We start from the raw sequence: 14,566 nt of genomic DNA, 5'->3' as shown, positions 1-14,566 counted from the left end.
TAATGTTGTATTTATGGATGCCCGAAGCCAATGGGGTTTGGCAATGGTCAGAAGGAGATTTCTGGAAGCAGTCATCGACACTTGAACAGTTGATTCAGGAAATTCAGCCACATGCGGGAAAGGAAGCGGTTGTTTTCTTTCCAAGTCGTGATGTACAAATCATTCAGCAAAATTTTCCAAAAAACCAATATAAAAAACTTGGCCCAGACGGCGTAAAATATTTACTTGAGGAATATGTCATTTTGCCTTTGGATGCAATGAAAGTATTGCATCATTTTCAAAGTCCGGATGAATTAACGGTCATGGGGATTGCGCATAGTACAGTTGAAACGATGCAGCATGCTTTGACGCTAATTCCTGTAAAAGTCATTTCGTTATTACCTGACTTTTTGGTCTTGCCAAGCCCAGAAGCTGGGCAACATGTTTTGGCAAATGTCAGCGGTCATTTATTGGTCCGAAATGGTGAATATGTCGGGCAATCCGTTGATGATTTGGCTTTGTACTTAGATTATCAAATTGGTCAGCCGAACTATAAGATTTCAAATCTAAGTTCAGATCAGACGCATAGTCTTGAAGCTGCCGTAACGCATAATCACATTGAATCTTTTCATTATGAATTACCCAAAATAAAAAAACCGAAACAACATCCACTCAATGTTTTGCCGAAAGCCAAAACCAATACGGGTGTAAGCGGTTATTGGAAAGCTTGTGCAGCTGTTTTGGTCGCGGCTGTAATTACACAGTTTAGCTATGATGCAGTTCGCTGGTATCAATACAAAAAAGTGGCCAACATCACTGCGGCACAAGCGATTAATCAGTTTAAATATTGGTTTGGTCAAAGCTATCCTGTGACCGAACAAACGCTGAAAAGCCAGTTCGAATCACAATTGCGTCAGAGTCAAACGGGCAATGCACTGGCTTTGTCTTTACTGAGCCGTGTCGGGCCAGTTTTAATGCAAAACCAAATTTCTGCAAATCGTGTCAGCTATGAAGCCTCGATGTTGAATATGGAGCTAAAAGCTAATTCGGCAGAAGTACTACAAACCCTAACCAATCAATTAAAACAACAAGGTTTTAAAGTCGAATTAGGGAATATTCAACCAAGTGCCAACGGCGCGATTGGATTGGTGAAAATACAATAATGATAAAAATGGAAAACCTACAGCAACGTATAGATGGGCAAATTGAGCGCATCACTGATTATTTAGACCAACTGTCAACACGTGAACGAGTCATGGTAATTTTTACCACGATTTTTGTTGTAGTGGCAGCGATTGGTTCGGCACTGTTTTATATGAACAAAGCTGCAAATTTTCAACAAAAGCGCGTGAATGAACTTAAAGATACAGTTGTTTGGATGCAAAGTAATGCCGTCACGATGAAACCAGCAGGTGATACACAACTGAGCGCGTTGGAAAAAGTTCAGCGTGTATCGCAACAACAGGGTTTATCCGTAGCATCTCAACAAGTCGGTGAGCAAATACAGATTGCAGTGATGCATGAAAATTATGCAATTCTGGCCAATTTTTTGACTCAATTGGTTCAAATGGGCTTAAGTATTGAAAAGATGGAATTAAGTTCTGAAGTGGGACAGGTCAAATTAACAGCGAGTGTACAATAATCGGTAAAAATAAAGATCTGCTAAGCATGGTGTTTTCTTTGTGCTGTGCCTATAATATGCCGACTTAAAAAGCAGTAGACTTTTATAGATATGTTGTATTCTCTAGCCCGCCCTTTGTTGTTTACTTTAGCACCAGAGCGTGCACATGAGCTGACATTATCGCTGTTGAAATCTTCTCACAAGATGGGAATGATGCGTCAAAACGTGGCGTCTAAACCAGTGACATGTATGGGAATCGAATTTCCGAATCCCGTTGGTTTAGCAGCCGGTCTTGATAAAAACGGTGCTTATATCGATGCGCTGGCGAGCCAGGGCTTCGGCTTTATTGAAATTGGTACAATTACACCCCTTCCACAATCAGGTAACCCTGAACCTCGTTTATTTCGTTTACCGAAAGCAAAAGCCATTATTAACCGTATGGGTTTTAACAACGATGGCGTGGATCAGTTGATCGAAAATGTCAAAGCTGCAAAATTTAAGGGTGTACTTGGGATCAATATCGGTAAAAATGCAGTCACACCTGTTGAAAAAGCAGTTGACGATTATCTGATTTGTCTAGAAAAAGTTTATAACTACGCTTCTTATATTACGGTTAATATTTCATCTCCTAACACAAAAAATCTTCGCAGCTTACAAAGCGGTGATGCTTTGACTGAACTGTTAGAGACACTCAAGAAACGTCAACTCGAGTTGGCGGATGAAAATCAACATTATGTACCCTTAGTACTTAAAGTTGCACCAGATCTAGAACCTGAAGACATTAATTTTATTGCACAACAATTGTTAAAATTTAAAATTGATGGTCTGATTGTCACCAATACGACTTTGTCACGTGAAGGTGTTGAAGGCCTTCCATTTGGTGATGAAGCAGGTGGTCTATCCGGTGCGCCAGTCTTTGAAAAAAGTACGGCATGTTTGGCGGCTTTTGCTAAAGTATTAAACGGTCAAATTCCATTGATCGGTGTAGGTGGTATTTTGTCGGGCGCGGATGCTGTTGCGAAACAAAAAGCAGGAGCAAGCCTTGTACAAGTGTATAGTGGCCTCATATATACAGGTCCGACACTTGTAAAAGACTGCGTAGACGCATTGTAAATATCATGAATACCATTGATATCTTTATACTGATTATTTTGCTCATTGGAGGGCTTAACGGTTTGCGTCAAGGATTTGTAAAAGCCTTTGCGAACTTCATTGGATGGATTCTTGCACTTGTCATTGCGGCAAAGTATGCAACCGTCCTTGCACCTTCGATGACATCTTTAAGTACAGATCCAGTGGTACAGAAGATTGCCGCGTTCGCATTTATTGTATTGTTGATTGTAGTCATGACTTGGGTCGCTACATGGTTATTGAACAGTATTTTGAAAACATTAAAACTCGGTCCTTTAAATCGACTAGCAGGTGGTGTTTTTGGAAGCTTAAAAGGATTGTTGGTGGTGCTGATCACTATGCAGGGGCTAGGTCCTTGGGTAGAAAGTTCACCACATTGGAAACAATCTAAAATGGTTCAGTCATTATTGCCATATGCGCCTTGGGCAACTGAATTGTCCAAAGATGCTGCAAATCAAGCACTTCATCATATTCAGTCTGAAGATGCTCAGAAATCTTCAGACCTACCATCTGAGTCGCAGAACAAGCACGGACGTTCTGGATCGGGTGAGTCAACAAATAATCCTTTTTATTAACCCTAGCTTGTCTGCGAGGTTGCTATGTGTGGAGTAGTTGGTATAGCTGGTAAATCACCTGTTAACCAAATGTTGTTTGATGCGTTAACGATGTTACAACATCGTGGACAGGATGCAGCCGGGATCGTAACTTGTCAGGATGGTCGTTTATTCCTGCGTAAAGATACGGGTATGGTGCGTGATGTGTTCCACACACGTCATATGCGTGCATTACAGGGTAATTATGGTATTGGCCATGTTCGTTACCCAACTGCTGGTTCTTCAAGCAGTGCTGAAGCTCAGCCATTCTATGTAAACTCACCTTATGGCATCACGCTTGCACATAATGGTAACTTAACCAATGCTGCTGAAATTCATGATGACTTGTTCAAGACTGACTTACGTCATATGAACACCGATTCAGACTCAGAAGTATTATTAAACGTATTTGCTCACGAATTGCAAAAACGCGCAAAACTTACACCAAGTGCTGAAGATGTATTCCACGTGGTATCACGTGTGCATGAACGTTGCAAAGGTGGTTATGCGGTTGTTGCTATGATCACCGGTCAGGGCCTTGTAGGTTTCCGTGATCCAAATGGTATTCGTCCATTGATCTACGGTTCGCGTGAAACTGAAAATGGTATGGAATATATCATTGCGTCTGAATCTGTCGCAATTACAGCGCTTGGCTTTAAAGTTGAGCGCGATATTGCACCGGGTGAAGCAATTTATATTACTGCTGATGGCGTGATGTCGACCAAGCAGTGTGCAGTAGCCCCTGAATATCGTCCTTGTATCTTTGAATACGTTTATTTTGCGCGTCCTGATGCAACCATTGACGGTATTTCAGTTTACAAAGCACGGTTGAAAATGGGCGAAAAACTTGCTCAGAAAATTCTGCGTGAATGGGGTGATGAGCACGATATCGATGTCGTGATCCCAATTCCTGATACTTCACGTACTTCGGCGCTCGAGCTTGCAAATACCTTAGGTGTGAAATTCCGTGAAGGCTTTATGAAAAACCGTTATATCGGTCGTACCTTCATTATGCCGGGTCAGCAACTTCGTAAGAAATCTGTGCGTCAAAAGCTTAACCCTGTAGAGCTAGAGTTCCAAGGCAAAAACGTACTATTGGTCGATGACTCGATTGTTCGTGGTACGACTTGTAACGAAATCATTCAAATGGCGCGTGATGCGGGTGCGAAAAAAGTATTTTTTGCGTCTGCTGCACCGATGGTGAAATATCCAAACGTGTACGGTATCGATATGCCAGCCAAATCTGAACTGATTGCGTCTGAACGTAGTGTAGAAGAAATTCGTGAAATTATTGGTGCTGATCGCTTGATTTTCCAAGACTTGGAAGATCTAAAATCTGCTGTACGCACCAAGAAAGTCCCTGAGTTACAAGACTTTGATTGCTCGGTATTTGATGGTAAATATGTGGCAGGCGGTATTGATGCTGAATATTTGGCAGCATTAGAGCGTAAGCGTAATGACTCTGCAAAAAATGAAAAGCCAGCTTATATTGATGTCAATATTGATGCAGCTTCTGTGGATTTAACAGGTGTTCGCGAAGAATAATCTGCTGAAAACACACTGAAAAAGCGGGAATTTCCCGCTTTTTTCATTTATGATGAGCAAACAAAAGACAATGTAGCTTAAGGGTATTACATTGAGACGTGTGGGTTATGATTTTATAAAAAACAAAAATATGTTTTGGCCTGTCACCATGTGTATGGCGGCAGTGTTTTTGACCGTCGCAATTATTAATGTAATTGTCGGTTTAATTGTGGATTATTATGATTCCACTCAGTCTATCTATTGGCATGTCCTTAGCCCATTTTTAGTGGCGGCTGTGCTGCTGATTATGTTGGTTTCAGTTCTCTATGATTTTTACACCTTTCGCTTAGGTGGTTATTCACTTGCCAAACAGTTAGGTGCGCGTCGTCTGAGTCTGATAGAAAGTATTCCAGAAGAAAGTGTTGCACTGCGTATGACTGAGCAGCTGGCAGATACCTTTCTAATCGATACTCCCGCACTTTATGTCCTACCTGATGAAGTGGGCGTGAATGCGCTCACCGCTGGTTTTAGCCCTCGAGATACATCGATCATTTTAACTTGGGGTGCCTTACAAACCTTAGATGAGATGGAAATGTATGGTTTGCTGAGCCATGAATTTAATAAAATCTTGTCGGGCGAAGCTGCAGAAAATACCCGTTTGAAAATCTTATATAGCGGGTTGACGACCTTTAGTCAGTGGGGCAGTAAAATTGCAAAACGTGGCTTCTATAAAAATGGACAAGCACGGGACAATAAGTTTGAAACCCTCTTTGTAGCGATTGGCGCGGTCATTTGGTTGATCGGAAGCTTAGGTGTTTTGATTTCCCGCTTTATTAAATATATCTCTTTGGGTTCTCGAACCTATCGTAATGACCAGAAAACCAAACGTCTGATTCAAAATGATGCCAATATTCAAACCTTATTAAGGATTTATGTGCATCATTCAGGTTCGCAAATTCATAGTGAATATGCGGAATCGATTTCTCATATGTGTTTTGCAAACTCACTCAGTCCGCAAAACTGGATGAATATTCACCCAAGTATTGAACAGCGTATTTTTGAATTAAATCCGGCGCTCATTCATGACCTGCAACTAGAAAATTTAAAAAAACTGCGAAACCAGCCGCTATTTTATTTATTCCGTTCACTAGAAGAAGCTAGTCCAGATGTTGCAACACCATGGAACTCGCCACAACCATTACCTTTACTGCGCTTGTCACCGATTAGTTTTGCGATACGAGATGCAATTAAACCGTTGAACCCTGAGATTCGTGAAAATTGGCAGCGGCCTGAATTGATCCAACGTGCCTTGCAAACAGCAACGGGTTCGCGTGAGGTGATGGTTGCGATTTTAATGATTCGTCAGTATCGAGAGTTTATTCCGACTGAAGCTGAAGTGAGTCGTGCGATTGTAGATGCCTTATTGAATCTTGATGGTCGTGTGCATATCTCCATTTTTCATGAGGCATGTAAAAATATTGGCACTATGCCTGCAACAATTTCACGGCAGTTCTTAACCAAGCTTGCCAAGATTATTCAAGAAGATGGTGAAATTGGATTACTCGACGCCTTACTACTTGAAACAGTGAAATATGAGTTGAATCTGTTGCCTGCACATACACCTACGTCTTTAGAAGATGTAAAACCGAGTATTGTGCGTTTGATTGATGCCTTGTTGCATGTGCAACAAATTAACAGTGACAACCAACTCGAAGTGCGTGAAAAAATCCTCAATCGAATCTTAACGAAAGAAGAACTTGAGTTCTATCGCGATATATCTGATGAGCCAATTGATTTGGCTGAAATCCTAAATGATATTTCTGGGCTGCTGCTGCGTGAGCGGTTAAGCATTCTTGGGGTTGCTGAAATATGTTTATGGAATGATCGAATTATCACGCAAGATGAGTTGGATGTTTTGCAACTATTATATTGGCGTATTGGATTTGAATCAGCTGAGATAGTTGAACTAATGCAAAAGAAAAATAGTTTGATGATCGTATAATTATTTATAGCGGCTTGATTTATGAATAAATTGTTTAATTTTAAGTCAAAATTAGTCTGAGCAATTCTAAAGAATCTTTAAAGAAATAGTATGATCTAATTGATTTATAAAAGTTCAGCAAAACAGAGTGAATCCCGTTAGAATATCAAGCCTTGAATAGGTGAAAATGAAAGCATGATTGGGCATCAGCGAAGCATAATGGCGGCAATGGGAATTGATGTATGGATTCCTCAGGCGGCACCGTGTCAGCAATTTAGCTCAAATATCTGGCGAGATCAGGCGGCTCCTGAAATAGTCTCTGAAATTCTACTCAAAAATGAGCCTCAGCCAACGCCTGTTTCATCACAGACTGAGCTTAAAAACAACGTTGATGTTGTTGTAAATCAACCTGTAGAAGCACCTAAGGATGAACCAAAGGTTTTTGAACATGTTGAAGTTCGTCCGATTGTTCAAATCCCTTCGTTTAACTTAGAAGCCATCTGTTTAATGCACTGTGTCATTGTCATTGATGCCACCGAATTAACTGCAGAGCAGCAAGTTTTGTGGAGCAATATTCAGCGCGCAGTCAGTGCCGATTTCTTTGCTTTACAGTGGCCATTTGGTTGGGTGAATTTGCAAGATGGTCGTGGTGCAGCATCTTATGTGCAGGGCTTTATTGATGCGATGAGCTTGGATAAAAATGTTATTTGCTTAGGCGATATTCCGCATTTAGAGCATGCGAAGGTGTATCCATTGGCATCTTTACAGCAAATGATTGAACAGCCTTTATTGAAAAAACGCTTATGGCAATTTATGCAAAATAAGGCAGGACAAAATACTTAAATTACGTAAATGGAAAATTTATGCAAAAAAAAGTAGTGGTTTTTAGTCAAATAGATCAAGAAATAATTCAACGTTTAGAACAGCAATTTAAAGTTTTCCAAATTAGCCCTAAATTGGGTGATGTGAATCAGCAAATTCTTGAGCATTCAAAAGATGCTGACGCCATGATCGGTGCGGGACGTTTGTTGAATGCTTCGAATTTAGAGCATGCATCACAATTAAAAGTCATCTCAAGTGTAAGTGTCGGTTATGATAACTATGATCTTACATTTTTAAACCAAAAAAATATATGGTTGAGCCATACTCCGCATGTATTGACGGAAACTACAGCAGATTTAGCCTTTACCTTGCTGATGAGTGCAGCACGGAAAGTGCCTGTATTGGATCAATGGACCAAACAAGGGCAGTGGAAGCGTACAGTGGGCCCTGAGCAATTTGGCATGGATGTCTTTGCTAAAACCATCGGAATTATTGGCTTAGGACATATTGGAGCAGCGATTGGGCGTCGTGCTCGCTACGGCTTTAATATGAATGTACTCTATCATAATCGCCGGGAAAAAATTGAATTGGCTGAATCTTTATCAGCGCAATATTGCGATTTGGATGATTTGTTGCAACGTGCTGACTTTGTGGTCGTTGCAGTGGATTTAAATGCAGAATCGAAAGCTTTAATTGGTGAGCGTGAGTTGGCCTTGATGCAATCACATGCGGTATTGGTCAATATTTCACGGGGTTCAGTGATTGATGAAGCCGCATTAATCGATGCATTAAGTCGTGGTCAAATATTTGCAGCAGGCTTAGATGTGTATGAGCAAGAGCCACTTCAAGAATCCCCTTTATTTACATTAGCCAATGTCGTGACATTGCCCCATGTGGGTTCAGCAACAGCGGCAACCCGTAAACGTATGGCAGAGTTGGCTTATCAAAATTTAGTGGATGTTTTGGTACATGAGCGCGCGCCGCGCTATGTGGTCAATCCAAAATTTGAATAAACAATCACAACAGTTTTCTCCATAATTCACCAAAATTCAATGCTATATTCGATGAAGTACGAATATGAAATTTAGAGAATAGACTTTGAAAAAGATTTTACTGGCATGTGGTCTCGGGCTTTGTTCGACATTGGCGCAGACGCAGTCCGTAGATTTTAGTTCATCCCCACAATTTTCTGTGCCTGAAATAGGTAGTGGCGTCGGCTTGTTGGATCAACAAAAAGAGCGTGCCATTGGCGAGAAGGTGTATCGTGAGGTGTATCGTCAACTTCCTGTGACTGAAAATCCGTGGATGGAAGATCGTCTTTTATCTGTCTTTACGCATATTTTGAGCCAAACCCAACTCAACCAACCGGTCGGTTTGTTATTAATTAATGATCCACAAATTAACGCTTTTGCTGTGCCGGGAGGTTTATTTGCATTAAATGCTGGATTAATTAATTCAGCTCGCAACATGGATGAAGTGGCAGGGGTGATGGCGCATGAAATTGCACATGTCTCACAACGTCATTACAGTCGTTCACAAGAAGCTTTTAAAGGGCAAGGTTTATTGTCACTAGCCGGTATTTTGGTCGGAGCCTTGGTGGCCTCACAGGCAGATGGTGATGTCGGTGCGGCTGTAATGATGGGTTCACAAGCCGCTTTGATGGATAAACAGCTAACCTATAGCCGCAATCAAGAACGTGAAGCAGACCGCATCGGGATGCAGTATATGTACCGTGCAGGATACAATCCGCAAAGCATGGCTGACTTTTTTGAAGTGATGCATCGCTCTACGAGTCGAGTGAGCTTTCTGCCTGATTTTTGGTTGACACATCCTTTAACCACGGAACGTATGAGCGAGGCGCGCTTACGTGCCAATCAGTTGCCTCAAGTTAAAACTAGTTTGGTTGATCAAGATTTTGAAATTCTGCGCTGGTATAGTCGAGTACTCTCAGGTCAGGCAACTGAATTGCAATTAAATACAATGGTGGCACAAAAGAATTATGCAGCTGAGTTGGCTTTGGTGAGCTTGCATATTAAACAAGGTGACTTTAGTGCTGCTCAAAAGTTATTAAATGAAGCAGCAAAACAAAATGCATCGCATGCACTTTTTACTATTTTGCAGACCGATGTGCTGTTGGGCCAAAATAAAGCAGCCGATGCCGTGAACGCTGTGAAAAGTTCGGCAATCATCATGCCTGAAAATCGTGCATTAAATTATAAATATGCAGAGGCTTTGATTCGAAACAAAGAATATGCGCAAGCACAACTGATTCTACAGCGATTTTTACAAGCGAACCCACGTGACTTGAGTGGTTGGCGACTGATGTTGCAAATGGCTGATGCAGACAAAGACGCAAGCTTCCGTTCTATTAATGTGCTGCGCTATCGAGCTGAAGTAGAGTATTGGGGCGGGGATGAAGAACGTGCGATTAAATCTTTGCTACAGGCGCAGCGCATCACCAAAGACTCGAAAAGTCTTTCTGCAAAAATCAAGCAGCGTGTAGACGAAATGCAAAATGAACGGAAATTAAAAATATAAAGATTTCAACTGTGATGCACTTATCTATGTCGATTATAAAGTGCAAATTGTAGTTTTAGTGGCTTAGATTAATCAGTGTAAACTAGCTGGATGTAAAAAGTTTATGATTAAGAACTTACAAATGAAAAATATGATTTTGGCGGCCTGTCTGTTGGGCTTAGCAACGAATATTGCAGCAGCTAGCGCAGAACAATATGTGATTGCTGTGAATGATATTAACGAAAAATATAAAACTGATGTACGCCAATTTTTTAGTCAGTTAGACCCGCAGCAACAGGGATTTAAAGCAGACCAGCAAGTGAAATACTGCGGTATTGTTCAGACTTATGTGAATGATCTTTATCGTGCTGCAGACGAAAATCGTGCATTTTTAGATCGTGAGTACCGTAATATGAATAAGCAGGATGTGATTCAGCAGGTGATCGCATCAAAAGAGATGCAATTATTAAAAAAATATAATGTGCAGTGTGCCCTAAATTAAAATTGGTTTTACAAACATTTTAAATCATTGCGAGAAACTGAAAAAAATGAAATTCGATGATTTTGATATAAGTCATGGCAGAATCACGCTTCAGTTGATTCAGCGTCACGATGCAAAAGCACTTTATGAAGCGATCTGTCAAAGTATAGAGACCTTACGAATGTTTCCTGCAAGTTTGGCTTGGTCCTTACAAGAACCTAATTTAGATGCTTCATTGGCATTTTGTGATTCGAGAGTGTTGGCTGCGTTAAATCAGGAAAATTTTGTTTATGTGATTCGTGAGCAACAGTCGCATAACTTTCTAGGTGTCATGGATATTCATCAAATCAATTGGATGGAAAACCAAGCTAACGTTGGGTTTTGGGGAAATGTTGAATTTAAAGGGCAGGGTTTGATGACAGAAGCTTTGCAGTTATTTGTGGATCAATTATTAAATGGTCTAGGATTTCAGCAATTAAACGCTTTTGTAGATGTGGAAAACAAGCGAGCGCGACGTCTATGTGAACGAGCAAATTTTAAATTGATTGAAATCGAACAAGCTGCAATTCAAAATCCAGTAGACGGAAGTTGGCGAGATATTTGTAAGTATGAAATCGTTAAATAAGAAAGATAATTATAAATGATGAATGAATTTGAATTATTTTTGAATTTGGATAATTTGGCTATTTAAGTCATCAGCGTACTTAAATAGACCAAATCAAACAATATAGATGAAAGATTAAGAGAGTTTCGCTTTAATTTTAGCTGAAACTTGTGCAGGATCGGCACGTCCGGCTATGAGCGGACGTAGAGAGTTCATCACCTTACCCATATCTTTCATGCTAGTAGCTTCTTGCGCAGTAATTGTTTGCGCAATGATGGAATCAAGTTCTTCCTCAGTCATAGCTTCTGGTAGAAATTGAGATAACACCTCAATCTCGGCTTGTTCCTTACTAGCTAAATCATCTCGATTTGCACCTAAAAAGGCTTTAACCGATTCTTTGCGTTGTTTGATTTGCTTTTCAATGACCGCAAGAACTTGCTTATCGTCAAGCTCTATGCGCTCATCGACTTCGATTTGCTTGATTGCTGCCTGTAGACTACGTATTACCGTTAACTTGTCCATTTCTTTAGCACGCATAGCGGCTTTTAAAACTTCAGTTATTTGGTTTTTTAAAGTAGTCATTTATCTTGTCCAGGTTAGTCAATCAATCAATCACAAATTAATCTTAGTAAAGGCGAGTAGTACGTACTGATTCGCGAGCCAATTTCTTTTGGTAGCGTTTAACAGCAGCAGCTTTTTTACGTTTACGTTCTTGAGTTGGTTTTTCGTAGAATTCACGTTTACGAACGTCAGCAAGAACACCCGCTTTTTCGCATGAACGTTTGAAACGACGGATAGCTACGTCTACTGGTTCGCCTTCTTTCAATTTAACTTGTGGCATGAAGAATCCTCATTAAGTTATGGATAAGATCTCGGGTCGAATTACCCTTGATCACAAGTGAAGGTCAGTATTTTACTCATTTACATCTCATATCACAAGTCTATAATAGGTTTCGCAATATTTTGAAATGGGCAAAAGGCAGTTTAATGATCGTTTTAGGCTTGGAAACTTCGTGTGATGAAACAGGACTCGCACTCTACGATAGTGAGCAAGGATTACGCGGACAAGTATTGTATAGCCAAATCAAACTGCATGCAGAATATGGTGGTGTGGTACCTGAATTAGCTTCACGTGACCATGTGCGTAAGTTAATTCCGTTATTAAAACAATTGCTTGAAGAAAGTCAGATGGATAAATCTGAAATTGATGCCATCGCATATACTCGCGGGCCGGGCTTGATGGGTGCATTAATGACAGGCGCATTGTTTGGTCGTACGTTGGCATTTGCACTGAATAAACCTGCAATTGGTGTACATCATATGGAAGGTCATATGTTGGCGCCTTTGTTGTCTAAAACTCCACCAGAATTTCCATTTGTGGCACTTTTAGTCTCTGGCGGACATACTCAATTGATGGCTGCTTATGGAATTGGTCAATATGAATTATTGGGTGAGTCGATTGATGATGCAGCAGGTGAGGCATTCGATAAAGTCGCTAAAATGATGGGGCTACCATACCCAGGTGGTCCAAATATTTCGAAATTGGCGATGAATGGCGACATCAATGCCTTTGAATTTCCACGCCCAATGCTACACCAAGGTTTAGATTTTTCATTTAGTGGTTTAAAAACTGCCGTTTCAGTTCAATTGAAAAAAGTTGAAGGCGAAGGTCGTGAGGCGGATATCGCTGCATCTTTCCAAGAAGCGTTAGTTGATACTTTGGTGAAAAAATCAGTGAAGGCCTTAAAACAAACTGGTTTAAAACGTTTAGTCATTGCTGGTGGTGTAAGTGCGAACAAACGTTTACGTGAGCGCTTAGAAGCTGACTTGGCAAAAATCCGTGCAAATGTGTTTTATGCAGAACCTGCGCTTTGTACAGATAATGGTGCAATGATTGCGTTTGCTGGTTATCAGCGTTTAAAAGCAGGGCAACATGATGGTTTGTCTGTTACGACGACACCGCGTTGGCCGATGACGGAATTAAGTAATCCAAACGAAGCGTGAAAATCGTTTAAAAAGGAGGCTAAATTAGCCTCTTTTTTTTGGGGAAATGAAAAAAAATTATAGTGAATGTTATGTTCATCTATCTGAGTCTTTTGTTATGCTAAGTTTTCAACTTAACTAAAAAAATTAAAGATGAATAAATTATTAGCACTAGGATTTATGGTTATTTCTTTGTCTGCTTGTAGTACGAAACAAGAAACAGCAACTGAGCTAAAGAGTACTTTTAAGAACTCTTTTGAATGTCAGACATTGTTAAAGGAAATTGTAAATCAGCATTTTAATTTACGTGGTATTCCAACAAGTGCATTGAAATTTACTGTATCAGCAAAATCTGAAAATGAAGAACAAATTCAAATAGATGCCTTGAAAAATGACGTATCAGAAGCAACCTCAATAGGGAAATTCAAAGTCTTAAAAAATGAAAAGCAAATTTTTGATTCAACTTTTGAAGATACAAATATGATTAAAGTTAATTTAAAGGAAAATATAAGTGTAATTGATATATGTTTTTCACAAGCATAGCGCAATTATAAACTCAAAATATTAGGCATCAGAACCTTATATGTGAATCGCTCAACTCAATTTAGCGAAATAATGAATGTTCAGAATTGTGGTCACGCGATTTATTCACTAAAAAAGTTAAAATATAGTTCGATAAACTTAAAAGCAGCCAATGATGACATAGCTGCTTTTAGCTGAAATTGTCTGACTGACTTTGTAGAATTTCTATTTTCAGATGGCTTTGTTGCATAAAGGCTTTAAAGATAGAGTTTCCCTAAGTAACTCAAATTTAAGTGACAACTTGGGTATGAGGGCGACCTAATTCTGTGAATTTGTTCAAAACTGCTACACGTGCATGAATCTCATTCACCTGACTAGGAAAACTCCTTGCTGTTAATTTATCGCCCAATAATTTGATGCAATGCATCTTGGTTTCAACCAAACTTCGATGATGGTAGCCTGACCATTTTTTCCATAGCGTCCTACCTAGATGTTTAACAGTACGAAGTAATTCATTTCGCTCTAGCGAGCTGGTCTTTTTATCTTTCCATGGCTTCGCATTTTTTCTAGGTGGAATCACCGCATGTGCATCTCGATCTGAAATGACTTGTCGGCAGAGCTTTGTGTCATATGCGCCATCAGTATAGACCGAATCAATTCGTTCATCCAAGGGAATTTGAGAAAGTAAATCATCGAGTACTTGCGAATCGCTCACATTATTTGTAGTAAGCTGTACTGCACGTATTTGAAGGGTTTCAGCATCTATAGCAATATGAAGCTTGCGCCATTGACGACGATATTCAGGTCC

The 14,566-nt window shown here is 40.1% G+C and carries 16 protein-coding genes; 13 read left to right on the top strand and 3 right to left on the bottom strand.

Translation table 11 applies throughout. From position 1 onward, the window contains the following. Positions 1-2: 2 nt before the first annotated feature. The 11 genes from gspL to FTU38_RS04165 all read left to right on the top strand — a co-directional run bounded on the left by gspL (position 3) and on the right by FTU38_RS04165 (position 11,274). Positions 3-1,142, top strand: coding sequence for a type II secretion system protein GspL (gene gspL / locus FTU38_RS04215; RefSeq protein WP_180110626.1), 1,140 nt, complete (start codon positions 3-5; stop codon positions 1,140-1,142). After that, the gene (gspM, locus tag FTU38_RS04210; RefSeq protein ID WP_180110625.1) at positions 1,142-1,621 is read left to right on the top strand and encodes a type II secretion system protein GspM; all 480 of its coding nucleotides are present in this window, start codon (positions 1,142-1,144) and stop codon (positions 1,619-1,621) included. Before gspL ends, gspM begins: the two co-directional genes overlap by 1 nt. 90 nt (positions 1,622-1,711) lie before the next feature. After that, complete coding sequence (locus FTU38_RS04205) at positions 1,712-2,713, top strand: quinone-dependent dihydroorotate dehydrogenase (protein ID WP_078188867.1); 1,002 nt, start codon at positions 1,712-1,714, stop codon at positions 2,711-2,713. Between the two features lie 5 nt (positions 2,714-2,718). Next, complete coding sequence (locus FTU38_RS04200; RefSeq protein WP_078188866.1) at positions 2,719-3,306, top strand: CvpA family protein; 588 nt, start codon at positions 2,719-2,721, stop codon at positions 3,304-3,306. 24 nt (positions 3,307-3,330) lie between these two features. Next, on the top strand, positions 3,331-4,869 hold the full coding sequence (gene purF, locus FTU38_RS04195; protein ID WP_078193623.1) for an amidophosphoribosyltransferase: 1,539 nt from the start codon (positions 3,331-3,333) through the stop codon (positions 4,867-4,869). Between the two features lie 91 nt (positions 4,870-4,960). Beyond that, complete coding sequence (locus FTU38_RS04190) at positions 4,961-6,850, top strand: M48 family metalloprotease (RefSeq protein ID WP_180007308.1); 1,890 nt, start codon at positions 4,961-4,963, stop codon at positions 6,848-6,850. A gap of 174 nt (positions 6,851-7,024) precedes the next feature. Next, positions 7,025-7,672 (top strand): hypothetical protein, encoded by a 648-nt coding sequence (locus tag FTU38_RS04185; RefSeq protein ID WP_180007307.1) that lies wholly within the window; start codon positions 7,025-7,027, stop codon positions 7,670-7,672. Between the two features lie 20 nt (positions 7,673-7,692). Then, on the top strand, positions 7,693-8,664 hold the full coding sequence (locus tag FTU38_RS04180; RefSeq protein WP_180010335.1) for a D-glycerate dehydrogenase: 972 nt from the start codon (positions 7,693-7,695) through the stop codon (positions 8,662-8,664). An 85-nt stretch (positions 8,665-8,749) separates the two neighbouring features. Then, entirely contained in the window at positions 8,750-10,189 is a 1,440-nt protein-coding gene (locus tag FTU38_RS04175) for a M48 family metalloprotease (RefSeq protein WP_180110624.1), read from the top strand. 121 nt (positions 10,190-10,310) lie between these two features. Further along, positions 10,311-10,670, top strand: coding sequence for a hypothetical protein (locus FTU38_RS04170; protein ID WP_111885700.1), 360 nt, complete (start codon positions 10,311-10,313; stop codon positions 10,668-10,670). 46 nt (positions 10,671-10,716) lie between these two features. After that, positions 10,717-11,274, top strand: a complete 558-nt coding sequence (locus tag FTU38_RS04165) for a GNAT family N-acetyltransferase (protein ID WP_180110623.1) — start codon at positions 10,717-10,719, stop codon at positions 11,272-11,274. Positions 11,275-11,388: 114 nt separating this feature from the next. Here FTU38_RS04165 and FTU38_RS04160 read toward each other — a convergent pair whose 3' ends face one another. Together FTU38_RS04160 and rpsU are read right to left on the bottom strand one after the other, a co-directional pair. Beyond that, complete coding sequence (locus tag FTU38_RS04160; RefSeq protein ID WP_078193617.1) at positions 11,389-11,835, bottom strand: GatB/YqeY domain-containing protein; 447 nt, start codon at positions 11,833-11,835, stop codon at positions 11,389-11,391. Positions 11,836-11,878: 43 nt separating this feature from the next. Next, positions 11,879-12,094 (bottom strand): 30S ribosomal protein S21, encoded by a 216-nt coding sequence (gene rpsU, locus FTU38_RS04155; protein WP_001136722.1) that lies wholly within the window; start codon positions 12,092-12,094, stop codon positions 11,879-11,881. A gap of 146 nt (positions 12,095-12,240) precedes the next feature. Here rpsU and tsaD point away from each other — a divergent pair, with 146 nt between their 5' ends. Both tsaD and FTU38_RS04145 read left to right on the top strand, forming a co-directional pair. Then, positions 12,241-13,257, top strand: a complete 1,017-nt coding sequence (gene tsaD, locus FTU38_RS04150) for a tRNA (adenosine(37)-N6)-threonylcarbamoyltransferase complex transferase subunit TsaD (RefSeq protein ID WP_180110622.1) — start codon at positions 12,241-12,243, stop codon at positions 13,255-13,257. Positions 13,258-13,389: 132 nt separating this feature from the next. Beyond that, entirely contained in the window at positions 13,390-13,779 is a 390-nt protein-coding gene (locus FTU38_RS04145) for a hypothetical protein (protein ID WP_180110621.1), read from the top strand. 268 nt (positions 13,780-14,047) lie between these two features. Here the strand turns inward: FTU38_RS04145 and FTU38_RS04140 are convergent. After that, on the bottom strand, positions 14,048-14,566 hold a 519-nt coding region (locus tag FTU38_RS04140), incomplete at its 5' end, for an IS5 family transposase (protein WP_180110620.1).

It is taken from the genome of Acinetobacter sp. YH12098 (assembly GCF_013419235.1).
GTDB lineage: Bacteria > Pseudomonadota > Gammaproteobacteria > Pseudomonadales > Moraxellaceae > Acinetobacter > Acinetobacter amyesii.
This window is presented reverse-complemented; position numbering and strand designations above follow the sequence as displayed.

Coding starts and splice junctions, on each gene's coding strand:
- gspL (WP_180110626.1), top strand. CDS start 3: ATGTTGTATTTATGGATGCCCGAAGCCAATGGGGTTTGGCAATGGTCA.
- gspM (WP_180110625.1), top strand. CDS start 1,142: ATGATAAAAATGGAAAACCTACAGCAACGTATAGATGGGCAAATTGAG.
- FTU38_RS04205 (WP_078188867.1), top strand. CDS start 1,712: ATGTTGTATTCTCTAGCCCGCCCTTTGTTGTTTACTTTAGCACCAGAG.
- FTU38_RS04200 (WP_078188866.1), top strand. CDS start 2,719: ATGAATACCATTGATATCTTTATACTGATTATTTTGCTCATTGGAGGG.
- purF (WP_078193623.1), top strand. CDS start 3,331: ATGTGTGGAGTAGTTGGTATAGCTGGTAAATCACCTGTTAACCAAATG.
- FTU38_RS04185 (WP_180007307.1), top strand. CDS start 7,025: ATGATTGGGCATCAGCGAAGCATAATGGCGGCAATGGGAATTGATGTA.
- FTU38_RS04180 (WP_180010335.1), top strand. CDS start 7,693: ATGCAAAAAAAAGTAGTGGTTTTTAGTCAAATAGATCAAGAAATAATT.
- FTU38_RS04170 (WP_111885700.1), top strand. CDS start 10,311: ATGAAAAATATGATTTTGGCGGCCTGTCTGTTGGGCTTAGCAACGAAT.
- FTU38_RS04165 (WP_180110623.1), top strand. CDS start 10,717: ATGAAATTCGATGATTTTGATATAAGTCATGGCAGAATCACGCTTCAG.
- FTU38_RS04160 (WP_078193617.1), bottom strand. CDS start 11,835: ATGACTACTTTAAAAAACCAAATAACTGAAGTTTTAAAAGCCGCTATG.
- rpsU (WP_001136722.1), bottom strand. CDS start 12,094: ATGCCACAAGTTAAATTGAAAGAAGGCGAACCAGTAGACGTAGCTATC.
- tsaD (WP_180110622.1), top strand. CDS start 12,241: ATGATCGTTTTAGGCTTGGAAACTTCGTGTGATGAAACAGGACTCGCA.
- FTU38_RS04145 (WP_180110621.1), top strand. CDS start 13,390: ATGAATAAATTATTAGCACTAGGATTTATGGTTATTTCTTTGTCTGCT.